This is a genomic window from Pseudomonas sp. AC112 (assembly GCF_979253545.1).
The window spans coordinates 4,440,147-4,465,673 of the sequence record NZ_CEEDCM010000001.1; the positions used below are offsets into that span (position 1 = coordinate 4,440,147).

19 protein-coding genes are annotated in these 25,527 nt (G+C 61.2%); 17 read left to right on the top strand and 2 right to left on the bottom strand.

From position 1 onward, the window contains the following. The first annotated feature begins 27 nt into the window (after positions 1–27). From AC0IYN_RS20685 to AC0IYN_RS20700, 4 genes are all read left to right on the top strand, one after another. Complete coding sequence (locus AC0IYN_RS20685) at positions 28–462, top strand: acyl-CoA thioesterase (RefSeq protein ID WP_100490178.1); 435 nt, start codon at positions 28–30, stop codon at positions 460–462. A gap of 55 nt (positions 463–517) precedes the next feature. Next, a complete protein-coding gene (locus AC0IYN_RS20690) occupies positions 518–1,477 on the top strand; it encodes a tRNA dihydrouridine synthase (protein ID WP_406600017.1) in 960 nt (319 codons plus the stop codon). A 541-nt stretch (positions 1,478–2,018) separates the two neighbouring features. Continuing rightward, positions 2,019–4,100, top strand: a complete 2,082-nt coding sequence (locus tag AC0IYN_RS20695; protein WP_471842968.1) for a hypothetical protein — start codon at positions 2,019–2,021, stop codon at positions 4,098–4,100. 162 nt (positions 4,101–4,262) lie between these two features. Beyond that, positions 4,263–6,203, top strand: a complete 1,941-nt coding sequence (locus AC0IYN_RS20700; protein ID WP_471842971.1) for a hypothetical protein — start codon at positions 4,263–4,265, stop codon at positions 6,201–6,203. Here the strand turns inward: AC0IYN_RS20700 and AC0IYN_RS20705 are convergent. Together AC0IYN_RS20705 and AC0IYN_RS20710 are read right to left on the bottom strand one after the other, a co-directional pair. After that, a complete protein-coding gene (locus AC0IYN_RS20705) occupies positions 6,200–9,496 on the bottom strand; it encodes an EAL domain-containing protein (RefSeq protein WP_457267887.1) in 3,297 nt (1,098 codons plus the stop codon). The genes AC0IYN_RS20700 and AC0IYN_RS20705 overlap by 4 nt on opposite strands. A gap of 66 nt (positions 9,497–9,562) precedes the next feature. Then, complete coding sequence (locus AC0IYN_RS20710; protein WP_406598333.1) at positions 9,563–10,453, bottom strand: LysR family transcriptional regulator; 891 nt, start codon at positions 10,451–10,453, stop codon at positions 9,563–9,565. A 140-nt stretch (positions 10,454–10,593) separates the two neighbouring features. On the opposite strand from AC0IYN_RS20710, the gene leuC reads away from it, so the two are divergent. From leuC to AC0IYN_RS20775, 13 genes are all read left to right on the top strand, one after another. Further along, a complete protein-coding gene (gene leuC, locus AC0IYN_RS20715) occupies positions 10,594–12,012 on the top strand; it encodes a 3-isopropylmalate dehydratase large subunit (RefSeq protein WP_406598332.1) in 1,419 nt (472 codons plus the stop codon). A gap of 10 nt (positions 12,013–12,022) precedes the next feature. Then, on the top strand, positions 12,023–12,667 hold the full coding sequence (gene leuD / locus AC0IYN_RS20720; protein WP_033901804.1) for a 3-isopropylmalate dehydratase small subunit: 645 nt from the start codon (positions 12,023–12,025) through the stop codon (positions 12,665–12,667). Positions 12,668–12,801: 134 nt separating this feature from the next. Continuing rightward, positions 12,802–13,566 carry a class I SAM-dependent methyltransferase gene (locus tag AC0IYN_RS20725; RefSeq protein ID WP_471842979.1) on the top strand — a complete coding sequence of 255 codons (765 nt, stop codon included), beginning with the start codon at positions 12,802–12,804 and terminating at the stop codon, positions 13,564–13,566. Between the two features lie 53 nt (positions 13,567–13,619). After that, positions 13,620–14,702 carry a 3-isopropylmalate dehydrogenase gene (leuB, locus tag AC0IYN_RS20730; RefSeq protein WP_406598330.1) on the top strand — a complete coding sequence of 361 codons (1,083 nt, stop codon included), beginning with the start codon at positions 13,620–13,622 and terminating at the stop codon, positions 14,700–14,702. A 64-nt stretch (positions 14,703–14,766) separates the two neighbouring features. Then, positions 14,767–15,879, top strand: coding sequence for an aspartate-semialdehyde dehydrogenase (gene asd / locus AC0IYN_RS20735; RefSeq protein ID WP_034107599.1), 1,113 nt, complete (start codon positions 14,767–14,769; stop codon positions 15,877–15,879). 269 nt (positions 15,880–16,148) lie between these two features. Continuing rightward, a complete protein-coding gene (locus AC0IYN_RS20740; RefSeq protein ID WP_471842982.1) occupies positions 16,149–17,159 on the top strand; it encodes an aspartate-semialdehyde dehydrogenase in 1,011 nt (336 codons plus the stop codon). Between the two features lie 162 nt (positions 17,160–17,321). After that, entirely contained in the window at positions 17,322–19,889 is a 2,568-nt protein-coding gene (locus AC0IYN_RS20745; protein WP_471842984.1) for a FimV/HubP family polar landmark protein, read from the top strand. Positions 19,890–20,103: 214 nt separating this feature from the next. Then, positions 20,104–20,928 carry a tRNA pseudouridine(38-40) synthase TruA gene (gene truA / locus AC0IYN_RS20750; RefSeq protein ID WP_457267872.1) on the top strand — a complete coding sequence of 275 codons (825 nt, stop codon included), beginning with the start codon at positions 20,104–20,106 and terminating at the stop codon, positions 20,926–20,928. Between the two features lie 64 nt (positions 20,929–20,992). Next, a complete protein-coding gene (locus AC0IYN_RS20755) occupies positions 20,993–21,625 on the top strand; it encodes a phosphoribosylanthranilate isomerase (protein ID WP_406598327.1) in 633 nt (210 codons plus the stop codon). Between the two features lie 244 nt (positions 21,626–21,869). Next, a complete protein-coding gene (gene accD / locus AC0IYN_RS20760; protein WP_078049420.1) occupies positions 21,870–22,790 on the top strand; it encodes an acetyl-CoA carboxylase, carboxyltransferase subunit beta in 921 nt (306 codons plus the stop codon). Then, a complete protein-coding gene (gene folC, locus AC0IYN_RS20765) occupies positions 22,787–24,094 on the top strand; it encodes a bifunctional tetrahydrofolate synthase/dihydrofolate synthase (protein WP_471842987.1) in 1,308 nt (435 codons plus the stop codon). Before accD ends, folC begins: the two co-directional genes overlap by 4 nt. Beyond that, complete coding sequence (locus tag AC0IYN_RS20770) at positions 24,078–24,740, top strand: SPOR domain-containing protein (RefSeq protein WP_406598325.1); 663 nt, start codon at positions 24,078–24,080, stop codon at positions 24,738–24,740. Before folC ends, AC0IYN_RS20770 begins: the two co-directional genes overlap by 17 nt. Positions 24,741–24,942: 202 nt before the next feature. Beyond that, positions 24,943–25,500, top strand: coding sequence for a CvpA family protein (locus AC0IYN_RS20775; protein ID WP_003192538.1), 558 nt, complete (start codon positions 24,943–24,945; stop codon positions 25,498–25,500). Positions 25,501–25,527 lie beyond the last annotated feature (27 nt).

Here is a 25,527-nt window from a genome sequence, read left to right on the forward strand (position 1 = left end):
GTTAAGTCAATCGACCGGGAGCAAGGCATGGGCTGGGATTTGGCAACGCCGTTTATCATCGATCTGCAGGTCGCCCCTGAAGACATCGACGGCCTGGGGCACGCCAACAACGCGGTATACGTGTCCTGGCTGGAGCGCTGCGCCTGGCGCCACTCCCAGCGCCTCGGGCTGGACCTCACCGAATATCGCCGCCTGGACCGCGCCATGGCCGTGGTGCGCCATGAGATCGACTACCTGGCCGCAGGCTATGAGGGCGACGAGCTGCAACTGGCCACCTGGATCGTCGACTGGGACCAACGCCTGAAGATGACCCGGCGCTTTCAACTGGTCCGGCCCCGCGACGGTGTCACTTTACTGCGAGCCCAAACCACGTTTGTCTGCATCGAACTGTCCACCGGCAAGCCCAAGCGCATGCCTGCCGAATTCCTCGACGGTTATGGCCCTGCCCTGACAGGGGGTTAACGGTTGCTGTGGGAAACCCAGTAAACTGCGCCACGATTTTTGTTGAGTGTTTTCCATGCAAATTGCTTTGGCGCCCATGGAGGGGTTGGTCGACAACATCCTGCGGGACGTGCTGACCCGTGTCGGCGGTATTGACTGGTGCGTGACCGAGTTCATCCGCGTCAACGACCGCCTGCTCACCCCGGCGTATTTCCACAAGCTCGCCCCTGAACTGCTGCACGGTGCCCACACTGCTGCCGGCGTACCGTTGCGCGTGCAATTGCTCGGCTCCGACCCAGTGTGCCTGGCGGAAAACGCTGCCCTGGCGTGTGAACTGGGTTCGCAAGTCATCGACCTCAACTTCGGCTGTCCGGCCAAGACCGTCAACAAGTCCCGTGGCGGCGCGGTGCTGCTCAAGGAGCCGGAGCTGCTCAACCAGATCGTCGAACATGTACGCCGCGCCGTACCGGCTCACATCCCGGTCACTGCCAAGATGCGCCTGGGTTTCGACAGCCCGGACGGCGCACTGGTTTGCGCCACGGCGCTGGCTGAAGGCGGCGCAGCCCATATCGTGGTGCATGCGCGTACCAAAACCGATGGTTACAAGCCGCCAGCCCATTGGGAATGGATCCCGCGGGTACAAGACGTGGTCAAGGTGCCGGTGTTCGCCAACGGTGATATCTGGAGTGTCGAAGACTGGAAGCGTTGCCGCGAAGTCAGCGGTGCCGAAGACATCATGCTCGGCCGTGGCCTGGTTGCGCGTCCGGATTTGGCGCGGCAGATCGCAGCGGCACGGGCCGGTGAAGAAGTGGTCGAGATGACCTGGGCACAGATGCAGCCCATGCTCCAGGAGTTCTGGACCCAGTCGGTGGCGCAGTTGACAGAGCGTCAAGCGCCGGGGCGTTTGAAGCAATGGCTGGCGATGTTGACGCGTAACTACCCGGAGGCGGTGGAGTTGTTCAATGCGATGCGCCGCGAGACCGAATTGGGCAAGGTGGCGTTGCTGCTCGGGATGGCGCCTGTTCTGAAAGATTAAGTCTGCATTTATAAACGTTGCAAGCAGCTTGAAAGGGGCGCCATTGGCGCTCTTTTTTTTGGCGCGCGTTTAAGCATGATCCCCTTGTATGGGGGTGTTAGTGGATAGATGTTTATTGTTGTTTTCAGGGGGGTAACAGTGTGAGGTGTATGTTTTTATTTTGTTGCTACATGGGGTTTGTTTGTTTTGCAGGTTGTTTTGTTATTGGTGTGTGCGTGGGGGCGGACTAACATGGATTGACGTCACTGGTTTGGTTTAATAATTTCATTGTTTATGTGATTGGTCGCCTTATTACTTTATGTCTCTGGGGTGCGGTGGGTTAATGGGCGCGGGCTATTGAGTTTCGTAAGTGTCCATGGGGTAAAATCTGATTTTTTGTTTTGGTTTCCTTATATGAATAAGGATTTTTGGAACTCGATAGCGCCGCGCCCCACCAATCAGGGGACTGCGAAGTGATGATGGTTATTTCCAGTTCTAATCTATCGCTGCCAGGGTTAATGAGTTGTTGACGGGTGGCACCACACAAAGAGTGAGAAAGTACATGTCCAATATAGCGGCGAATAATTTCCATGGTTTTAAGCCAGAGCTTCACGCGGCAGGCCAATCCGCGACTGAAACGTTGAAGGATATAGAAAAAACCAGTACCTCTCGTGAAGAGTTGGGTTCGAAAAACAGCACGTTACCTCGCAATGACAGCGCCCAAGTGATAGGGAAGGAAGTGACGGTTAATTCCGATGCCTTGGAAAAGTTGTTTGAGATGTTTGAACTCGTCTTCAAAGCAATGCGCAGCTTGTTGTCGGGTAGAGGGTTTAACGCTAAGTTGCCAGTCGACACTGCCTCGGTGCTCCCAACTGGCGATGCGCAGGTGAGGGCCAGCACTGGCGGTAGCGTGCAGATAGTCGCGAAAGGCAAAAGCACTGAGGCGACGCCGACTGCTGATAAAGAGGCGCAGGTGAAACTTGGCACCGACGGCAGCATCGAGGTCAGTATGAATGGCAAACGCACTGAGGCGACGCCACCGAAGGCAGGCAAAGGTACGCAGGCTGACCTCGGCGCAGGCCTAAGAGTGAAGGCTGGCGGGAAAGACAAAGTCATTGATTCGCCGCAGCCAAGCGCTGGCAAAGATACACAAGTTAACCTCGGCGGCAGCGGCAGCGTCAGCGTGGAGGCTGGCGGTAAAGACAAAGTCACTGTTTCGCCGCAGCCAAGCGCTGGCAAAGATACACAAGCTAACCTCGGCGGCAGCGTCAGCGTGGAGGCTGGCGGAAAAGACAAAGTCACTGTTTCGCCGCAGCCAAGCGCTGGCAAAGATACACAAGCTAACCTCGGCGGCAGCGTCAGCGTGGAGGCTGGCGGTACAGACAAAGTCACTGTTTCGCCGCAGCCAAGCGCTGGCAAAGCTACACAAGCTAACCTCGGCGGCAGCGTCAGCGTGGAGGCTGGCGGTACAGACAAAGTCACTGTTTCGCCGCAGCCAAGCGCTGGCAAAGATACACAAGCTAACCTCGGCGGCAGCGGCAGCGTGGAGGCTGGCGGTACAGACAAAGTCACTGTTTCGCCGCAGCCAAGCGCTGGCAAAGATACACAAGCTAACCTCGGCGGCAGCGTCAGCGTGGAGGCTGGCGGTACAGACAAAGTCACTGTTTCGCCGCAGCCAAGCGCTGGCAAAGATACACAAGCTAACCTCGGCGGCAGCGTCAGCGTGGAGGCTGGCGGTACAGACAAAGTCACTGTTTCGCCGCAGCCAAGCGCTGGCAAAGATACACAAGCTAACCTCGGCGGCAGCGGCAGCGTCAGCGTGGAGGCTGGCGGTACAGACAAAGTCACTGTTTCGCCGCAGCCAAGCGCTGGCAAAGATACACAAGCTAACCTCGGCGGCAGCGTCAGCGTGGAGGCTGGCGGTACAGACAAAGTCACTGTTTCGCCGCAGCCAAGCGCTGGCAAAGATACACAAGCTAACCTCGGCGGCAGCGTCAGCGTGGAGGCTGGCGGTACAGACAAAGTCACTGTTTCGCCGCAGCCAAGCGCTGGCAAAGATACACAAGCTAACCTCGGCGGCAGCGTCAGCGTGGAGGCTGGCGGTAAAGACAAAGTCACTGATTCGCCGCAGCCGGGAGCCGGAACCGCTTCGCAAGTGAGCATCGGGTCCGAGGGTGATGCCAAGGTCACGGTCCTGTCAGATGGCAGCACGCAGGTGAGCCTGGCGCCTGATAACGGCAGGCGGTTCAATATCAATTTGGCTGCCGGTGTCCAAGTCCGGGTGAGTTCGGAGGACGTGTCTGGCCCTCGTCCGTTGCGCAATCCGCAGTTGAATACTGATGCAGTAAAAGTGGGTAGTGCGGCCAATACAGCGACAACTATCCCAAGCAAACTCGAGACCCAGCCAAGCGCTGACGCGACACCCAGTGTTCAGGCAAGTGCACAAGTGACGGCTGCTGCTGCACCACTTGTTGAGGTGAAGGCGGGTGGCAAGACCGATGAAAGCGTTAAGGCTGTTATTGAGCCGAAGGTTGAGATCCAGACCGCTGACACGTCCAAGCTTGCCTCCGGTATGACATCCCAGGCGTCAGGTGCTGGACGGCCCATTCATCATCGTCCCGATGCTTTCCGGCGCGCGCTATAACGGCTGTCGCACCGTTGTCTTTAACCGCTGAATGCTAAATAAGGCTCTCTGATTGCTAGCGCAGTTGGGGAGCCTGTTGCTATGTAAAGTCCACTGTTGGCACGGGTTTAGTGTGTCCTATCAGCGGCTCGCCAGACTATTTCTTTTTTAGGCGTGATGGCTATGAATACGTTTGCGATTGGCTCTTCTGCGCGCTCGATTACCATGGCGTGGCAGCTTTCCAAAACGTCGGAAACAGAGACTTCTCTCTCTACCGCATTTGAGTCGCCTGAACGCGCTTTCGGCGAGCATTACAATGCCAGCTCGCACAGCGCAGTCATCAAACTGATGATGCACACCTTTGGCACGCAGCCTGAGGCTATGTTCAGCAGTGTGCGCAGCAATCGCGGGGGGTATGACGTCACGATGAAAGATGGCTACAGGTTGCATCTTTCCCAGCAGGAGCTGCAGCAGGCAGGGGCGGCATCACGTTTTACCGGCAGCGACAACGAAATACTGGGCAGCGCCCATTTCGCACTGGCGGTGTTCATCAAGCGCAAACAGCTGGGAAGTGGCAATGCCGCTGATTTGACAAGTTTTACGTCAGCCCTGACCGCGTCTTTGCAGGGTGAGACAACCTTCAACATGCTCAAAGGCATGGGCTTATCCGGCCATCTCAAGTACGAGCCTACTGCCACGGTTGTCGGCGAAGGGCGGTGGGGGGTGGCAGACAGTTATGACCTGGGTTCATCACTGATATACGCCGGCAAGGCGCACCGCGCTGGCAGGGAGCGTTCACCCGATCGAAGCTCCATGTATACGCTGCAGAGCCATAGCGCGCCGAAGCCTCCTACCGCCCCTGTCCCTGTCGTACCAATGCCTGTGGTGAGGATCACGCCCCAGGTTGACCAGGCCAAGGGTAACCGTCCCCAGGTCGCCGAGGTGTTGCAAGGGTTCATTGCCCCCTCGCGTCATTTCGGTGAGGTGTTCGACCTCGGCAGCCACGCAGCCGTCATCAAGATGATGATGCTCAGATTTGGCCGATCGCCGTCCGATGTGTTTGAAAAAGTCGACACCACGGGCAATGGGTACAGCATCACCATGAAAGACGGTTTTGAGCTGACGTTGTCGACGCAGGAGCTGCAGCGCACCGCCGAGGCGACGCGGTTTACAGGCCCAGACGCGCAAATGCGCAACGACGCCAGCCTGATCCTGGCTGCCTACGCAAAGCGCAAGCAGCTTGTCAGCAATGTCCGGTTCGATGCGGCGCTGTCTGGCACGCTGCGGGGTGAGAGCATTTACAGGGTCTTGACTGGGATGGGCTTGATTGGCTTTTTGCGGATTGTGCCTCCCGCCAAGCTTCAAGAACCCCACAGTATTGGCGTCACCGAGACCTCCAGTTTTTCGGGGGCATTGGTGGTGGAGGGTGTTAAACATAGCCACGGCAAGCAAGAGGCGGTCGGTAGAGACTACGGTTACCAGCTTGCCGCAGACCTACCCCACGAGCACGACGGTCAACCTGCGCGATTCCCGGCTGCGCCCGCTGGCGTCAAGCCCGCCGATATCTGGAGTGGTTTCTATCAGGGCATGGAGGGCAACTGTGTCACGGTGTCCGCCATCAAAGCGGCGATGATGAAGTACGGGCAAAACCCTTTGGGTATTTTCAAGCGTGTCACCGAAACGCCGGAAGGCTACACCATCACCATGCGCGATAACTGCACGGTGCGGCTCACCTTCGCCGAGCTGGAAAGGGCCCGGGCAGCGGCCCACTTTCGTGGTCCGAATGCTGGTCTTATTGACAATGCCTTGTTCCTTTATGCAGCGAGCGCCAAGCGGGCACAGTTGGAGAATCACGAGTTTCGCGCCGGTGCCGGTTTTGACACCGCCCTGCAAACGCTGAACGACGGTGAAGTTCCGGGTGAGGCATTACGGCGTCTTGGCCTATACGCTTTTACGCGTCCCAGTAGCGTGGAGGAGCTGGCATCAGGTGCACTCGGCACTCTGGCAAACTTCGGGCATTCGGTCGTCGTGGTAGAGGGTGCTATTGATTCGTATGGCGCCCGGCGCGACTTGAAAAGCTCGCACTGGAGGCAACCGGGCGGCGTCGCACTGAAATTGGTTTAACCCCGGCCATCCCCCGCGATCAAGCGCGCCCTGAAACCGATCATGGGCAGTGGCCGGCTGTGCAGATACCCTTGGTACAGATGGCAACCCAGGCCCTGCAGGAAGGCCAGTTGCTCCTGGGTTTCCACGCCTTCGGCAATCACTTCCAGGTTCAAGCTGCGGGCCATGGCCACGATGGCGCGGATGATTTCGGCGTCGTTGGGGTCATGGGTGGCGTCACGCACGAAGGACTGGTCGATCTTCAGCGCGTCCACGGGCAAGCGCTTGAGGTAGGTGAGTGACGAGTAACCGGTGCCGAAGTCATCCATCGCAAAGCTCACGCCGAGCTTTTTCAGGCGGCGCATTTTGCTGATGGTGTCGTCCAGGTTCTGGATCACGATGCCTTCGGTGATTTCCAGTTTCAGCAGGCTGAACGGCAGTTGGTGCTGCTTGAGGCTGCGTTCCACCCGCTCAACGAAGTCGTTCTGGCGAAACTGCCGGGGGCTGATGTTCACGCACAGACTGAAATTCAGCGGGTCCACCAAGCCTTCCGCGATCAACTGTTGAAAGGCCGCGCAGGCTTCGTCCAGGATCCAGGTGCCGACTTCCAGGATCAGGCCACTGTCTTCGAGCACCTTGATAAATTCAGACGGTGACTGCGCCCCTAGCTGTGGATGCTGCCAGCGCACCAGGGCCTCGGCACCGACGATCCGATTGCCACGCGCGTCGACCTGCGGCTGGTAATGCACGCTGAACTCGCCGCGCGACAGGGCCAGGCGCAGGTCGGTCTCCATGCGCAGGCGTTCGCTGGCGGTTTTCTGCATGCTGTTGTGGAACATCTGCGTGGTGTTGCGCCCCGAGTCCTTGGCGCGGTACAGAGCGATATCGGCCCGTTTGAGCAAGTCCGCAGGCGTTGAGCCGTGATCGGGAATCAGTGCCACGCCAATGCTCGGCGTGACCTGCAAGCGATGCCCGTCCAGGAACATCGGCTCCGAGAGCAATTCGCGCAGGGTATCGGCCAGCTCCTGTACCTGGCCGCTGACTTCCGTGCGCGTGCCGTCAAGGCCGCTGAGCAGCACCACGAACTCATCGCCACCCAGGCGCGCCACGGTGTCCTCCATGCGCACGCTGGCTTCCAGGCGTGCAGTGACGATCTTCAGCACCGTATCGCCCACCGGATGGCCGAGTGAATCGTTGATGTGCTTGAAGTGGTCAAGGTCGAGGAACAGCAATGCGCCGCGCAGGCTATGCCGCTTGAGCAAGGCGATCTGCTGGCTCAGGCGGTCCATCAGCAGGGCGCGGTTGGGCAGGTTGGTCAGCGGGTCGTGGTAGGCCAGGTGGCGGATCTGCGCCTGGGCGTTTTTTAGCAGGCTCACGTCCCGGGCGGTCAGCAGCAGGCAGGGCGTTTCATTCAGGGTGATGGGCTCCACCGAGACTTCCACTGCCAGCACTTCGCCGCGTTTGTTGTGCCAGAGCATTTCCAGATGGTGGATGCGGCCTTTGATCTGCAATTCCGCCAGCAGCGCCGCGCGCTGGTTTTCATCGGCCCAGATGCCGATCTGGTAGAGGGTCAGGCCAATGGCTTCATCGGCACGGTAGCCGGTCAGGCGGCAAAAGCCGTCGTTGACCTCCACGTAGCGGCCGGTATCGCGCTCGGTGATGGAAATCGCGTCGGGGCTGGAATGGAAGGCCTTGGCGAATTTCTCTTCGCTGGCCTTCAGTGCCGCCTCCGAACGTTGCTGCTGGGTGATATCGCGTAGCGTGGTGACGATACAGGGCTGGTCGCCGACCTTGATCAAGCGGCTGGAAATCACGCAGGTCAGGCTCTGGCCACCCTTGTGATGCACCACGATGGCCACATTGCTCAGCGCCTGCTCGCGGATCACCCGCTCGATACGCTGCAGGCGCTTGCTCGACTCGTCCCACAGCCCGATCTCTTCGGCGCTTTTGTCGATGACCTCGGCTGCCGTCCAGCCAAAGGTCTGGGTGAAGGCCGGGTTGATCTCGATAAACGCGCCGCTGTCCAGGCAAGTGACGCAGATCGGGTCCGGGCTGGCCTGGAACAGGCTGGCGAATTTTTCTTCGGAGGCCGTCAGGCGTTGTTCACGTTCCACCTGGTCGGTGATATCCAGCAACGTGCCGGCCATGCGCAGCGGCGCACCGTGTGCATCGCGGTACAGGCGCGCGCGGCTTTCGAGGTAGCGCGAGCTGCCGTCTTCCATCGGCACGCGGTAGGTCAGTTGATAGTTGCCGGCCGGGCCTTCGCGTAGGGTGCGGTAGGCGTTGCGCATGCTATCGCGCTCTTCATCGGGCATGCCCTCGAAGAAGGCGTCGAAGGACTCATGGAATGGCTCCGGCGGCAGGCCGTGCAGTTGGGCGGCGCGCGCCGAGCCGTAGAGCATGCCGGTGGGAATGTGCCAGTCCCAGGTGCCCAGTTGCGCCGAGTCCAAGGCCAGGTCGAGGCGCTCCTGGCTGTCCTTGAGGGCCTGCTCGGCGTTTTTGCGCTCAGTGGTGTCGAGAAACGTACTGATCAGGTAGGCCTCGCCCTCCAGTTCGACTTTTTGTGCGCTGAGCGTGCCATCGTGGATCTGCCCGTTACTGGCGCAAAATTGCACCTCCATGGTGATGGGCTCGCCCTTGCGCTGGGTGGCCTTGACCAGCTGCGCGCGTTGCTCGGGGTGGCGCCACAGGCCCAGGTCCAGGGTGGTGCGGCCGATGGCATCGGCCACCGGCCAGCCGAAGAGCATCTCGAAATACTGGTTGGCTTCACTGATCAGTCCATCGGACTGGCGCGTCAGCAAGACCATATTGGGGCACAGGTGAAACAGCGTGGCGAAGCGTTTTTCCGAGTGGCTGAGGGCGTGCTCCCGCTCGCGCTGGCGGGTGGTCTCGCGGATCACCCCGATCATGCGCCGCCGCCCGGCTTTGTCAGGTGCCAGGCTGCCATTGATTTCCAGCCAGTGGTGGGTGCCGTCCGGCCATTGGATATGGTGATGCATGGCCTGCTCGAACGGCTCGCCGGCCAGAACCGCGTGAAAGGCCCGCACCACGCGGGCGCGATCCTGCGGCGCGAGCAGGTCGAGGTAGTCCAGGTCCTTGGGCAGTGGCTGGCGCGGATCAAAGCCAAACAGCGCCTGGGTGCCGCGCGACCAACTGATTCTGCCGGTGTCGATTTCCCAGCACCATGCGCCCAGCCGGGCAGCATTGAGCGCTGCCAGCAATTGCGGGGCGCTGTCCCAGCTTTGTTCCGCCTCTTGAGGGTCAAGGGCGTAAATGCGGGGCAGGGGTGGCAAGGAGTCGACGGGGTTGCGCATTATCAAAGGGCCTTGGCTCGATGGGCGTAAGGCGCGGTTCGGTTCAGACCTTGAGGCCGCACAGGTTCATGCCGGAATCCCTGGCAGATCGACTTGTGCATCCAATAGGCTCATGAAAGCCCGCGCAGCATTCGACAGCGTCCTTTCGGTGTGCACGATATAGCCTAGCTGGCGACTGAGCTGTATGCCCGGCAAAGCGATACTTGCCACCTGATCATCCAGCATGGTGCGCGGCAACACGCTCCAGGCCAGGCCGATAGACACCATCATCTTGATAGTTTCCAAATAGTTAGTGCTCATCGCGATGTTCGGCGTAAGGCCCTGGGCCTCGAACAGCCGGCTGACAATATGGTGGGTAAAGGTGTTGCCGCCGGGGAAAACCGCCGGGTGGCCGGCAATGTCCGCCAAGCTGACCTTGCCGTTGCTGGTCAGGCTGTGCTCCGGCGCCACCACGAAATCCAGCGGGTCGTCCCACACCGGGGTGGCGCGCACCAGGTGGTGGGGATCGGGCGCCAAGGTGATCACCGCCACTTCGGCGCGGCCATGGAGGATTTCTTCGTAGGCCACTTCTGAATCGAGGAACTGAATATCCAGCGCCACATTCGGGTATTCCCGGGTAAAGGTGCGCAGCACCGGCGGCAAGCGGTGCAGACCAATGTGGTGACTGGTGGCCAGCGTCAGTCGCCCGCTGACTTCGCCGGTCAGGTTGGTGAGGGCGCGGCGCGTATCGTCCAGCACGTTGAGGATCTGATAAGCGCGCGGCAGCAAGGCCCGGCCGGCTTCGGTCAAGCCGACTTCACGGCCCAGGCGGTCGAACAAACGCACCTTCAATTGTTGCTCCAGGCCGGCGATGCGTTTGCTGATGGCCGGTTGGGTCAGGTGCAGGCGCTCGCCGGCGCCGGAGAAGCTGCCGGTCTCGGCGATGGCGATAAAGGCATTGAGGTTGGCCAAGTCCATGGTAGTATTCCAGTTGGTAATCCAAAGCATAAAAAATATGAATTTGAGTTATTTAATGTAGCGCCATACCATCAGCCTCACAAGCCAAAGGGTTATTGAAAAGCCCGGCATAAAGAAACACCGCTGATGAGGACCGACTGATGGCCGGCAAAACGCTTTACGACAAGCTTTGGGATTCCCATGAAGTGAAACGGCGCGACGATGGCTCGTCGCTGATCTATATCGACCGTCACATCATCCATGAAGTGACCTCGCCCCAAGCGTTCGAAGGCCTGCGACTGGCCGGGCGCAAGCCTTGGCGCGTCGACTCCATCATCGCCACTCCAGACCACAACGTGCCCACTACTCCAGAGCGCAAGGGCGGCATCGAAGCCATTGCCGACCAGGTGTCGCGTTTGCAAGTGCAGACCCTCGACGACTACTGCGACGAATATGGCATTACTGAATTCAAGATGAATGACGTGCGTCAAGGCATCGTGCACGTGATCGGCCCGGAGCAGGGCGCCACCTTGCCTGGCATGACCGTGGTCTGCGGTGACTCCCACACGTCGACCCACGGTGCCTTTGGCGCCCTGGCCCACGGCATCGGCACCTCCGAGGTGGAACATGTGTTCGCCACCCAGTGCCTGGTCGCCAAGAAAATGAAGAATATGTTGGTGAAGGTCGAAGGCCAGTTGCCATTTGGCGTGACCGCCAAAGACATCGTGCTCGCTGTGATCGGCAAAATCGGCACTGCCGGCGGTAACGGCCATGCCATCGAGTTCGCCGGCAGCGCGATTCGCGACCTGTCCATCGAAGGCCGCATGACCATTTGCAACATGTCCATCGAAGCCGGTGCCCGCGTGGGCATGGTGGCGGCGGACGAAAAGACCGTCGAATACGTAAAAGGCCGTCCATTCGCCCCGCAAGGCGCGGATTGGGATGCCGCCGTCGAAGCCTGGAAAGACCTGGTCTCCGACGCCGACGCGGTGTTCGACACCGTGGTCGAACTCGACGCTGCCCAGATCAAGCCACAAGTCAGCTGGGGCACTTCGCCGGAAATGGTCTTGGCCGTCGACCAGAACGTGCCAGACCCGGCTAAGGAAACTGACTTGGTCAAGCGTGGCTCCATCGAGCGCGCCTTGAAGTACATGGGGTTGCAAGCCAACCAGGCGATCACCGATATCCAGTTGGATCGCGTGTTCATCGGTTCCTGCACCAACTCGCGGATCGAAGACCTGCGCGCCGCGGCGGTGATTGCCAAGGGCCGCAAAGTGGCGTCGACCATCAAGCAAGCCATTGTGGTGCCGGGTTCGGGCTTGGTTAAAGCCCAGGCCGAAGCCGAAGGCCTGGACAAGATCTTCCTCGAAGCCGGTTTTGAATGGCGTGAGCCGGGCTGCTCGATGTGCCTGGCGATGAACCCGGACCGCTTGGAGTCGGGCGAGCATTGCGCGTCCACCTCCAACCGTAACTTCGAAGGGCGTCAGGGCGCCGGCGGGCGTACCCACCTGGTCAGCCCGGCCATGGCCGCTGCCGCTGCCGTCAACGGTCGTTTCATCGACGTTCGCGAATTGATCTGAGGAATACCCGATGCGTGCTTTTACTCAACACACTGGCCTTGTCGCCCCTTTGGATCGCGCTAACGTCGACACCGACCAGATCATCCCTAAGCAGTTCTTGAAGTCGATCAAGCGCACCGGTTTTGGCCCGAACCTGTTCGACGAGTGGCGCTACCTGGACGTGGGCTACGCCTACCAGGACAACTCCAAGCGCCCGTTGAACAAGGACTTCGTGCTCAACGCCGAGCGTTACCAAGGTGCCAGCGTGCTGCTGGCCCGGGAAAACTTCGGTTGCGGTTCCAGCCGTGAACACGCGCCGTGGGCCCTGGAAGAATATGGCTTTCGCAGCATCATCGCGCCGAGCTACGCCGACATCTTCTTCAACAACAGTTTCAAGAATGGCCTGCTGCCGATCATCTTGACCGACGCAGAAGTCGACGAGCTGTTCAAGCAGGTGGAAGCTGAAGAAGGCTACCAACTGACCGTCGACCTGGCCGCGCAAACCGTGACCCGTCCGGATGGCAAGGTGTATCACTTTGAAGTGGATGCGTTCCGTAAGCACTGCCTGATCAACGGCCTGGACGATATCGGCCTGACCTTGCAGGACGGCGATGCGATTGCCGCGTTTGAAGCCAAGCACCGGGCGAGCCAGCCTTGGTTGTTTCGTGATGCCTGATTTGCGGTAACCGTGCGGGCCCCATCGCGGGCAAGCCCGCTCCCACATGTTGACCTGTGAACACGGTCAATTGTGGGAGCTGGCTTGCCTGCGATAGCGCCCGTACCAACACCACAAAACCCGAGGAAACCACCATGACCACCACCGCCCACACCCAAGTCGTGCAAAAACAATTCGGCGAGCAAGCCTCAGCCTACCTGAGCAGTGCCGTACACGCCCAAGGCACCGAATTCGCGCTGCTGCAGGCCGAACTGGCCGGGCAGGGCAGCGCGCGCTTGCTGGACCTGGGGTGCGGTGCCGGTCATGTCAGCTTCCACGTGGCGCCATTGGTTAAAGAAGTGGTGGCCTACGACCTGTCCCAGCAGATGCTTGACGTGGTCGCCGCTGCTGCGGCGGACCGTGGCCTGGGCAACATCCGCACGGTACACGGCGCCGCCGAGCGCCTGCCGTTCGCCGATGGCGAGTTCGACTTCGTGTTCAGCCGTTATTCGGCCCATCATTGGAGCGACCTCGGCCTGGCCCTGCGCGAAGTGCGCCGCGTGCTCAAACCGGGTGGTGTGGCCGCGTTCGTCGACGTCTTGTCACCGGGCAGCCCGCTGTTGGACACTTACCTGCAAACCGTCGAAGTGCTGCGCGACACCAGCCACGTGCGTGATTACGCCGCCGCCGAGTGGATGCAGCAGCTCAGCGAATCCGGCCTGCACGTGCGCAACAGCAGCCGCCAACGCTTGTGCCTGGAATACACCTCCTGGGTCGAGCGCATGCGCACGCCAGAAGTACTGCGCGCTGCCATCCTTGAGCTGCAACAGGCGATGGGCCAGGAAGTGCGCGATTATTACGAAATTCAGGCCGACGGCACCTTCAGCACCGACGTACTGGTGGTCTTTGCCGAACGCTGATTGATTTTTCCCGACCTGCCCACGGGCGGGTCGCTTGATGAAATGAGGAACGCATGAGCAAGCAGATTCTGATTCTCCCTGGCGACGGTATTGGTCCGGAAATCATGGCCGAAGCGGTCAAGGTCCTGGAACTCGCCAACAGCAAGTACAGCCTGGGCTTCGAACTGAGCCACGACGTGATCGGCGGCGCTGCCATCGATAAGCACGGCGTACCGCTGGCCGACGAGACCCTGGACCGTGCCCGCGCGGCCGACGCCGTGCTGCTCGGCGCCGTGGGTGGTCCGAAATGGGACAAGATCGAACGCGATATCCGCCCTGAGCGCGGCCTGCTGAAGATCCGCGCGCAACTGGGCCTGTTCGGCAACCTGCGCCCGGCGATCCTCTACCCACAACTGGCCGATGCGTCGAGCCTCAAGCCGGAAGTGGTCGCGGGCCTGGATATCCTGATCGTGCGCGAGCTGACCGGCGGTATCTACTTCGGCTCGCCACGCGGTGTGCGTCAGCTGGAAAATGGCGAGCGCCAGGCCTACGACACCCTGCCGTACAGCGAGAGCGAAATCCGCCGTATCGCCCGCGTGGGTTTCGACATGGCCCGTGTGCGTGGCAAGAAGGTCTGCTCGGTGGACAAGGCCAACGTCTTGGCTTCCAGCCAGCTGTGGCGTGAAATCGTCGAAGAAGTGGCCAAGGACTACCCGGACGTCGAACTGAGCCATATGTACGTCGACAACGCCGCCATGCAACTGGTGCGTGCACCGAAGCAGTTCGACGTGATCGTCACCGACAACCTGTTCGGCGACATCCTGTCCGACCAGGCGTCGATGCTCACCGGTTCCATCGGCATGCTGCCGTCGGCGTCCCTCGACACCCACAACAAGGGCATGTACGAGCCTTGCCACGGTTCGGCGCCGGACATCGCGGGCCAAGGCATTGCCAACCCGCTGGCGACCATTTTGTCGGTGTCGATGATGCTGCGTTACAGCTTCAACCTGAGCGAAGCGGCGGATGCCATCGAGAAGGCCGTGAGCCTGGTGTTGGACCAAGGCTTGCGCACCGGCGACATCTGGTCGCAGGGTTGCACCAAGGTCGGTACGCAAGAAATGGGCGACGCAGTAGTCGCCGCGCTGCGGAATCTGTAATCTCTCGGGCCCGCTTGCAGTTGTTGCTGCAAGGCGGCCCACTTTTTAACAAGGTGTAGTTGCGATGAAACGTGTAGGTCTGATCGGTTGGCGCGGTATGGTCGGTTCCGTGCTCATGCAGCGGATGCTGGAAGAGCAGGATTTCGATCTTATTGAGCCGGTGTTTTTCACCACTTCGAATGTGGGTGGCCAAGGGCCGTCTGTGGGCAAGGATATTGCTCCGCTCAAGGACGCCTACAGCATTGAAGAGCTGAAAACCCTCGACGTGATTCTGACCTGTCAGGGTGGCGACTACACCAGCGAAGTATTCCCCAAGCTGCGCGAAGCCGGCTGGCAGGGTTACTGGATCGACGCCGCGTCGAGCCTGCGCATGCAGGACGATGCCGTGATCATCCTTGACCCGGTGAACCGCAAGGTCATCGACCAGCAACTGGACGCCGGCACCAAGAACTACGTCGGTGGCAACTGCACCGTCAGCTTGATGCTGATGGGCCTGGGTGGCCTGTTCGAGGCTGGATTGGTCGAGTGGATGAGCGCCATGACCTATCAGGCGGCCTCCGGTGCCGGCGCGCAGAACATGCGTGAACTGATCAAGCAGATGGGCGCGACTCACGCAGCCGTTGCCGATCAACTGGCCGACCCGGCCAGCGCGATCCTCGACATCGACCGCCGTGTGGCCGAAGCCATGCGCAGTGATGCCTACCCGACCGAGAACTTCGGCGTGCCATTGGCTGGCAGCCTGATCCCGTGGATCGACAAAGAGCTGCCGAACGGCCAGAGCCGCGAAGAGTGGAAGGCCCAGGCCGAGACCAACAAGATCCTCGGCCGCTTCAAGAACCCGATCCCGGTGGACGGCATCTGCGTGCGCATCGGCGCCATGCGCTGCCACAGCCAGGCGCTGACCATCAAGTTGAACAAAGATGTGCCGATCGCCGATATCGAAGCGTTGATCAGCCAGCACAACCCATGGGTCAAGCTGGTGCCGAACAACCGCGACATCAGCATGCAGGAGCTGAGCCCGACCAAGGTCACCGGCACCCTGAATGTACCGGTGGGCCGTTTGCGCAAGCTGAACATGGGCAGCCAGTTCCTCGGCGCGTTCACCGTTGGCGACCAACTGCTGTGGGGCGCGGCCGAACCGCTGCGTCGCATGCTGCGGATCTTGCTGGAGCGTTGATCGCTTGAGGCAATGAGGAAAACCCGCGCTCTGGTGACAGGCGCGGGTTTTTTGTTGGCTGATGCCACCAGTTTTCCGGCATGGCCCCTTGTAGGAGCCCGGCTTGCCGGCGATGGCGGCCCTAAGGCTTGCGTTGTTCTTGCGGGTGCCATCGCCGGCAAGCCGGGCTCCTACAGGAGAATGTGCCAGCCTAGAAAGTGTGTGCAATTGCCTCACCCCCAGCCACCCGGTAAAGTGCCGCTCCCCCCGCAATGCCCGAGGCAGCCCCCATGACCCAGACCTTTGATATCGCCGTGATCGGCGCCACCGGCACCGTCGGCGAAACCCTGGTGCAGATCCTCGAAGAGCTGGACTTCCCGGTGGGCACCTTGCACCTGCTGGCCGGCAACAACTCTGCCGGTGCCTCGGTGCCGTTTCGCGGCAAGAACCTGCGGGTGAGGGAGGTCGATGAATTCGACTTCAGCAAAGTGCAGCTGGCGTTCTTTGCGGCGGGCCCGGCGGCCACCCTGAGTTTCGCGCCGCGTGCCACGGCAGCGGGTTGCTCGGTGATCGACTTGTCCGGCGCCTTGCCGGCCGAGCAGGCGCCTCAAGTCGTGCCGGAGGCCAATGCCCATGTGCTGGATCGCCTGGAAAAACCGTTCCAGCTCGGCAGCCCAAGCCCATCGGCGACCAACCTGGCGGTCGTCATTGCGCCCTTGCGTGGCCTGCTGGATATCCAGCGTGTGAGCGTCACCGCCAGCCTGGCGATGTCAGCCCAGGGGCGTGAGGCCGTCAGCGAGCTGGCCCGGCAAACCGCCGAGCTGTTGAACATGCGCCCACTTGAGCCGAAATTCTTCGATCGCCAGGTAGCCTTCAACCTGCTTGCACAAGTCGGCACGCCGGACGCCCAAGGTCATACCGCCCTGGAGAAGCGCCTCGTCCATGAGCTGCGTGCGGTGCTGGAATCACCTTTGCTGAAGATTTCCGCAACCTGCGTTCAAGCCCCGGTGTTTTTTGGCGATAGCCTGACTGTGTCCCTGCAACTGGGCACGGCGGTCGACCTCGCTGCGGTGAACCGCGCACTTGACGCTGCGCCGGGGATCGAGCTCGTGGATGAAGGGGATTTCCCTACAGCCGTTGGTGACGCAGTGGGCCAGGATGTGGTCTATGTCGGTCGTGTCAGGGCGGGCTTGGATGACCCGGCGGAACTAAATCTGTGGCTGACGTCAGATAACGTACGCAAAGGCGCCGCGTTGAATGCCGTGCAGCTGGCGCAGTTGTTGATAAAAGGCCTTGCGTAAAAGATACTTGGCGGCATTTTGTAGATTGATTCTAGCCAAGCGCTATGCTTGGCCCCAGGCAGGAAAAGTTGCGCGTCGGTGACCTATCGGCTCGCCATGCCTTATGGCAGCGGTTACCAACCTTCTCGCAGGCCGGGGAGTGTTCAAACAAAGGATGAGGCTATGGTTCAAGTTCGCAAACTGGTGTTAGCAATAGCGGCCGCCTCGGCGCTGTCCTCCGGTATGGCGCAGGCGCTGCAGCTGGGGGAGATGACCCTCAAGTCGAAGTTGAACCAGCCGTTGGCGGTGGAAATCGAATTGCTCGATGTCGGCGGCCTCACGGCGTCCGAAATCACGCCGAGCCTGGCTTCGTCCCAGGCGTTTGTGGACGCGGGCGTTGATCGCCAGGCATTTCTCGATGACCTGACGTTTACCCCGGTGGTCAATCCAAACGGCCGCAGTGTGGTGCGTGTCACCTCCAGCAAGCCGTTGCCTGATTCCTACGTCCGTTTCCTGTTGCAGGTGCAATGGCCTAATGGCCGTCTGATGCGTGACTACAGCGTATTGCTCGACCCGGCCAAGTTCGACCAGCCGGCACCGACGACCGCCGCGCCAGCACCGCGCTCGGCTGCACCGGCCAGCACCGCGCCGGCCGCGAGCAGAACGGCGCAGCACACCACCACCTCCCGTGACACCCTGTGGGAAATTGCCGCGAAGAACCGCAATGGCGGCTCGGTGCAGCAGACCATGCTGGCGATCCAGGCGCTGAACCCCGATGCCTTTGTGGACGGCAATATCAATCGCCTGAAAACCGGGCAGGTCCTGCGCCTGCCGGACACCGTACAAAGCACCGCATTGCCGCAACCCCAGGCGATTGCCGAGGTGAGCGCGCAGAACGCCGCCTGGCGTCAGGGTCGGCGTGTCGCGACCAATCCCGCAGCGGGCAAGCAGCAACTGGACGCCACCAAGCGCACCCAGGCCGGCAACGCCCCAGCCAGCACCAACGCTAAGGACAACTTGAGCCTGGTGTCGGCCGAGGCGGCCAAGAAGGGTGCCAAAGGTAAAGTCGGCGACAGCGCGGCACTCAGCGACAAGCTGGCGATGACCCAGGAGCAACTGGACACCACCCGCCGTGACAACGAAGAGCTGAAAAGCCGCGCGGCCGACTTGCAAAGCCAGTTGGACAAGCTGCAAAAGCTGATTCAACTGAAGAACGATCAACTGGCGCGTTTGCAGGCGGAAAAGGGTGTCCCGGCTACGGCGGCCACGGCGGCGATGCCCGCGCAGTTGGCAGGCGAACCGGCGGTTGCCCCGGTAGCGCCCGATACCGCTACGTCCACTGCTGCCCCAGCACCCGTCGCGCCAACGCCAGCACCTGAGCCGGTCAAGGCGGATGCAGCGCCGGCCACTACCGAGGGCAAATTCAACGACCTGCTGACCAATCCGGTCGTGCTCGGCGTACTTGGCGGCGCCGCTATCTTGCTGGTGCTGTTGCTCTTGCTGTTGTGGGCGCGCCATCGCAATGCGCGCCGCGAAGAAGAAAAGCACCTGCGCATGGCGCGGGCCCTGGCGGAAGAGCCAGAGTTCACCTCGAACATCGATCACGACCTGCCGCCGGACAGCTTCGAAGGACTGGAAGTGCCGCCGCCAAACGTCAAGCTGGCCGCTGCGCCAGCACCGGCCCCGGTGGCCGCGCCGGCCGTTGTGGTGCCGACCGTTGCGTCCGTGCTCGCGCCGCTGGCCGTTGCCGTGGCCCCGGTGAACTCAAGCGATGCGTTGGCCCAGGCCCAGTCCCATATCGACCGCGGCCACCTCAACCAGGCCGCCGACGTGCTGCAACAGGCGATCAAGCATGAGCCCAAGCGCAGCGACCTGCGTTTGAAGCTGATGGAAGTCTACGGCCTGCAAAACGACAAGGACGGCTTCGTGACCCAGGAGCGTCAACTGGTGGCCAATGGTGAAAACCATGCCCAGGTCGAGCAGCTCAAGAGTCGCTTCCCGGCCATGGCCGTGCTGGCGGCAGGCGTTAGTGCGGCGGTGGCCGCTGCTGCCCTGGACGCTCAATACGTCAAGGATTTGCTCGAAGACAAACCGGCGCCTGCGCAGCCGGAGGCCTTTGATACCGATTTTGACCTGAGCCTGGACGATCTCGAAGAAGCTTCCCCGGCCGAGGTCAAGGACGATCAACAGACCTTTGAGTCGCTACTAAAGCAGCAGACTGAAGCCAAGGCCAGCCCGGACGACCTGTCGGACTTCGATCTGGACCTGCAGTTGGACGCCCCGGCTTCGGCGCAATCGGATGACGACTTTCTCTCGGGCCTCGAAGACCAGATGAAGGACGTGCCGGCCGTCGAGCCACCGACCCTCACACCTGCGGCACCGGACGACTTCGACCTGCCGGAAGATTTCGACCTGTCCCTGGCCGATGAGCCGGAAGCGCCGGCCAAGCCTGATGCATTTGCGTCGGAGCTGGATGATGTCAACGCCGAGCTGGACCGCCTGTCCCAGAGCCTGGAGCATCCGTCCATCGAACCGTCCTTCACTGCGCAAGATGCGGCGTTAGGCGATGATGAGCCGGAATTCGACTTCCTCTCCGGCACCGACGAAGTTGCCACCAAGCTCGACCTGGCCCAGGCCTATATCGACATGGGTGACGCAGATGGCGCACGGGACATCCTCTCGGAAGTGCTGACCGAAGGTGACGAGACCCAGCGTGGCGAGGCCAAGGAAATGCTTGGCCGACTGGCGTAACCGCCAACTGTATGGCGCGACGGCGACCTTCGGGTCGCCGTTTGCTTTTGTAGGCACCGGCTATCCGGCGATGCCAGCGCCCCGGTCTTTCAGTAAAACCGAGTTGATGGTATCGCCGGCAAGCCAGCGCCTACACAATTGGGCATAATGGCCGCCTTTGCGCAACTCATCAGGCTCTCAGTTCTTGGCAAATATAGATAATCCGGCTGCCGAAATGGCGGCCGCAGGCTTTTACCGCATCGCCCTGGGCGTGGAATACAAAGGCTCGCGCTATCGCGGCTGGCAGCGTCAGGCGTCTGGCGTGCTGACGGTGCAGGAAACCCTGGAAAATGCCCTGTCCAAAGTTGCTGATTCGCCGGTGTCGCTGATGTGCGCCGGGCGCACCGATGCGGGCGTGCATGCTTGCGGCCAGGTGGTGCATTTCGACACCCAGGCAGAACGCTCCATGAAGGCCTGGGTGATGGGCGCTAATATCAATCTGCCCCATGACGTCAGTGTCAGCTGGGCCAAGATCATGCCCGCGCATTTCCACGCGCGCTTCAAGGCGATCGCCCGGCGTTATCGCTATGTGATCTACAACGACCAGATCCGCCCGGCGCACCTCAACGAAGAAATCACCTGGAACCATCGCCCGCTCGACGCCGAGCGCATGGCCGAAGCCGCGCAGTACCTGGTGGGCGTGCATGATTTCAGCGCCTTCCGTGCCGGCCAGTGCCAGGCCAAGTCGCCGATCAAGGAGGTCCATCACCTGCGCGTGACCCGCCACGGCAAGATGATCGTGCTGGATATCCGCGCCGGGGCCTTCCTGCATCACATGGTGCGCAATATCGCCGGGGTGCTGATGACCATCGGCACCGGCGAGCGCCCGGTGGAGTGGGCCAAGGAAGTACTGGAAAGCCGCGTTCGCCGTACCGGCGGGGTCACGGCGCATCCCTTCGGCTTGTACCTGGTGGATGTGGAGTACCGCGACGAGTTCGAACTGCCGGATCGTTTCATCGGGCCACACTTCCTCACAGGTTTCAGCGAACTTGGCGGCTGACGCCCGGAAAAGCTTTTGTTACCATCCGGGACTTTCTCGGTCCAACCCCTGAGGTTTCCACGACATGTCAGCCGTTCGCAGCAAGATTTGTGGGATTACCCGCATAGAAGACGCGCTGGCGGCAGTCGAGGCGGGGGCGGATGCCATTGGTTTCGTGTTTTACGCCAAGAGCCCACGGGCGGTGAATGTGTTGCAGGCGCGGGCGATCATCGCCGCATTGCCGCCGTTCGTGACCACCGTGGGGTTGTTCGTCAACGCCAGCCGTTGCGAACTCAACGAAACCCTGGATGCCGTACCGCTGGATATGCTGCAGTTTCACGGCGACGAGACGCCCGACGAATGTGAAAGCTACCAGCGCCCGTACATCAAGGCGTTGCGCGTCAAGGTCGGGGATGACATTGCGGCCGCCTGTGCCGCCTATGGTGGCGCTCGCGGGATCCTGCTCGACACCTACGTCGAAGGCGTGCCCGGTGGAACCGGTGAAGCGTTCGATTGGTCGCTGATTCCCGCAGGGCTGAGCAAGCCGATTATCCTGGCCGGCGGGCTCAACCCTGCGAATGTCGGGGCGGCGATCGAGCAGGTTCGCCCGTATGCCGTGGATGTCAGCGGTGGGGTAGAGCAGGGCAAGGGCATCAAGGATCACAGCAAGATTCGCGCATTCATGCAGGCCGTGCGCAACAGCAGCGGTGGGATGTGACGGCTGGCAGTCTGCCGCCGTCCATAACTACCACTGTGTAAAACAGCCCGGCGCCGCCTGTGGGTGGCCCGGAAATGAAGTGGCAACCCTGCGCTGGCAGGTTGTCTGGAAGGCTGAGGATACATGCGGGAAAAGGCCGGTCGAACGTCTGACCCCGTCCAGCATGTGTCATCGCCACATATGAATTTAGCTCAAGGGCATACGCGGGGCTGTGTTCAAGCCACCGGTACTGGAGAAAGAAAGCATGAGCAACTGGTTAGTAGACAAACTGATCCCTTCGATCATGCGTTCCGAGGTGAAGAAAAGCTCGGTTCCTGAAGGTCTGTGGCACAAGTGCCCATCCTGCGACGCGGTGCTGTACCGCCCGGAGCTGGAAAAGACCCTGGACGTTTGCCCCAAGTGCAACCACCACATGCGTATCGGCGCCCGCGCCCGCATCGACATCTTCCTCGACGCCGAAGGCCGTAACGAACTGGGCGCCGACCTGGAGCCAGTGGACCGTCTCAAGTTCCGTGACGGCAAGAAGTACAAGGACCGCCTGACCGCTGCGCAAAAGCAGACCGGCGAGAAAGACGCGCTGATTTCCGTCAGCGGCAAACTGCTCGGCATGCCTGTCGTAGTGTCGGCGTTCGAGTTCTCCTTCATGGGCGGCTCCATGGGTGCCATCGTCGGCGAGCGCTTTGTCCGCGCGGCCAACTACGCCCTGGAAAACCGTTGCCCGATGATCTGCTTCGCCGCCTCCGGTGGTGCGCGTATGCAGGAAGCCCTGATTTCCCTGATGCAAATGGCCAAGACCTCCGCGGTACTGGCGCGTCTGCGCGAAGAAGGCATCCCGTTCATCTCCGTGCTGACCGACCCTGTCTACGGCGGCGTATCCGCCAGCCTGGCGATGCTGGGTGACGTGATCGTTGGCGAGCCAAAGGCCCTGATCGGCTTTGCCGGCCCGCGCGTGATCGAGCAGACCGTGCGAGAAAAACTGCCGGAAGGCTTCCAGCGCAGCGAGTTCCTGCTGGAGCACGGTGCGATCGACCTGATCATCCCGCGCGGCGAGCTGCGTCCACGCCTGGGCAACCTGCTGGCACAAATGATGGGCCTGCCGACACCTGTCTACATCGCGCCCAAGGTCGAGCCGATCGTTGTGCCGCCGGTGCCTGCAAACCTATGACCCAACGTACCCTGGGCGAATGGCTCGCCTACCTTGAGCAGTTGCATCCGTCCGCCATCGACATGGGCCTGGAGCGCTCGCAACAGGTAGCGGCCCGCCTTGGGTTGGGCCGGCCGGCACCGCGAGTGATCACGGTGACCGGCACCAACGGCAAAGGCTCTACCTGTGCCTTTGTCGCGGCGCTGCTGCAGGCCCAAGGGCTGAAAGTCGGCGTCTACAATTCCCCGCACCTGCTGCGTTACAACGAGCGGGTGCAGCTCAATGGCGTCGAAGCCACCGATGAGCAACTCTGCGAAGCCTTCGCCGCACTCGATGCCGGCCGGGGCGAGACTTCCCTGACTTACTTCGAGATGGGCACCCTGGCGGCGTTCTGGCTGTTCGAGCGTGCGCAACTGGATGTGGTGGTGCTGGAAGTCGGCCTGGGCGGACGCCTGGACACGGTCAATGTGGTGGATGCCGATCTGGCGCTGGTCACCAGTATTGGTGTGGACCACGCCGACTACCTGGGCAATACCCGCGAATCCGTGGCCTACGAAAAGGCCGGGATCTTCCGGCAGGGCAAGCCAGCGCTGTGTGGCGACCTGGATCCGCCACACACCTTGCTGGACAAGGTGCGTGAGTTGGATTGCCCGTTTTTCCTGCGCGGTCGCGAATTCAACCTTGAGATCGGTGAGCAGCACTGGCAATGGCGTGGGCGCGATGCACAAGGCCAGGCTGTGGCGCTGGGCGATCTGCCGCTGCTGAACCTGCCGATGGAAAACGCCGCGCTCGCGCTGCAGGCCTATCTGCTGTTGGATCTGCCGTGGAATGCCGAGCAGATCGCCGCCACCTTGTTGGCAACGCGCGTGGTCGGGCGTCTGGATCGACGTGAGTTCCAATGGCAGGGCAAGCGCCTGAACCTGCTGCTGGATGTGGGCCACAACCCCCATGCGGCCGAGTACCTGGCGCAGCGCCTGTCGCGCAGGCCACCCGTCGGCCGTCGCCTTGCAGTTTTCGGTTTACTCGCCGATAAGGACCTGGAGGGCGTGGTCGCGCCCTTGCTGGGCAATGTCCAGGCTTGGGCCGTGGCGCCGCTGGATACACCGCGCAGCCGTCCGGCGGCCGAACTGGAAGTGGCCTTGCAGAACCTTGGTGCGCCGGTGACGTCGTATGCAAGCGTGACCGATGCCCTTGAAGCACAGTGCGCCATTGCCACGCTCGACGATGAGATTCTGTTGTTCGGGTCATTTTATTGTGTTGCCGAGGCGCTTGAGTGGTTGGCCCGGCGCTCCACGGAGGAAGCTGCACATGGCATTACTGGATAGCGCATACAAGCAGCGAATGGTCGGAGCCTTGGTGCTGGTGGCATTGGCGGTGATTTTCCTGCCGATGCTGTTTTCCCGCCAGGACGAAGAGCGTCAGGTTGTCGTCGAAGCCCCGGCTGCGCCCCAGGCGCCCGCAGTGCCCCAGGTGCAGGTTGAACCGGTGGTGGTGCCTGAGCCCCAGGCACTGCCTGAAGAAGAACCTGTACCGACTGATGATGAAGTGGCTGCGCAGCAGGCACCGTCGATGCCGGTGCAACCCAGCGTGCCAGTGGTCAAGCCAGCACCCGCGGCGCCGGTTGTCGCCAGCAAGCCCGCTGCGCCCGCACCTGCACCCAAGCCGGTAGCGCCGCAACCTGCCGCCCCGGGCAAGCCGGATGTTGGGCAGAGCCGTATCGACCCGAATGGCTTGCCGATCAGTTGGTCGATCCAGGTCGCCAGCCTGGGCAATCGCGAAGGCGCCGACGCCTTGCAGAAGAAGCTGCGTAGCCAGGGCTACAACGCCTATATTCGAAGCGCCGATGGTAAGAATCGGGTGTTTATCGGCCCGCTGATCGAGCGTGCCGAGGCGGATCGCCTGCGGGACCTGCTGGATCGCCAGCAGAACCTTAAAGGATTCGTCACCCGTTTCCAGCCTGAGCGCGGCTGATTCGGTCCCTGCTTGAGAGGCGGCCGACCTGTAGGAGCCCGGCTTGCCGGCGATGGCGTCGATAAGATTGCTATCGCCGACAAGCCGGGCTCCTGCATCCAGGGGTACAACCCATTGATTTGCAAAGCTGCCGTAATCACAGCTTACCGATAGCCCGACGCTCTGCTAAAATGCGCCGCCTTATCTGTCCGTAGGCTCAAACGTGCCATTTACCTGGGTTGATTGGGCGATCGTTGCAATCGTCGCCATCTCCGCTTTGATCAGTCTAAGCCGCGGCTTCGTAAAAGAAGCACTGTCGTTGCTGACCTGGATCATCGCAGGAGTCGTAGCCTGGATGTTCGGCGGTTCATTGTCGGTCTACCTGGCCGGATACATCGAGACACCTTCGGCTCGCGTCATCGCGGGCTGCGCCATCATGTTCATCGCCACGCTGCTGGTGGGGGCAATGGTCAATTATCTTATTGGCGAGCTGATACGTGTCACCGGCCTCTCCGGGACCGATCGATTTCTCGGCATGGCCTTCGGCGCCGCGCGTGGCGCGTTGCTGGTGGTCGTGGCGGTCGGGCTGTTGAGCCTGGGGCCGGTACAGCAGGATTCGTGGTGGCAGGAGTCGGTACTCGTGCCAAAATTTCTATTGGTTGCAGATTGGTCCAAAAACCTCATTCTGGGGTGGAGCAGTCAGTGGCTGGCCAGCGGAATCAGCGTACCCGCTGATCTTCCGTTCAAGGAGCACCTCTTACCGGCCAAAACGCCTCAGTAAGCTGTGTTCAGTCAAGATTCATTAAGT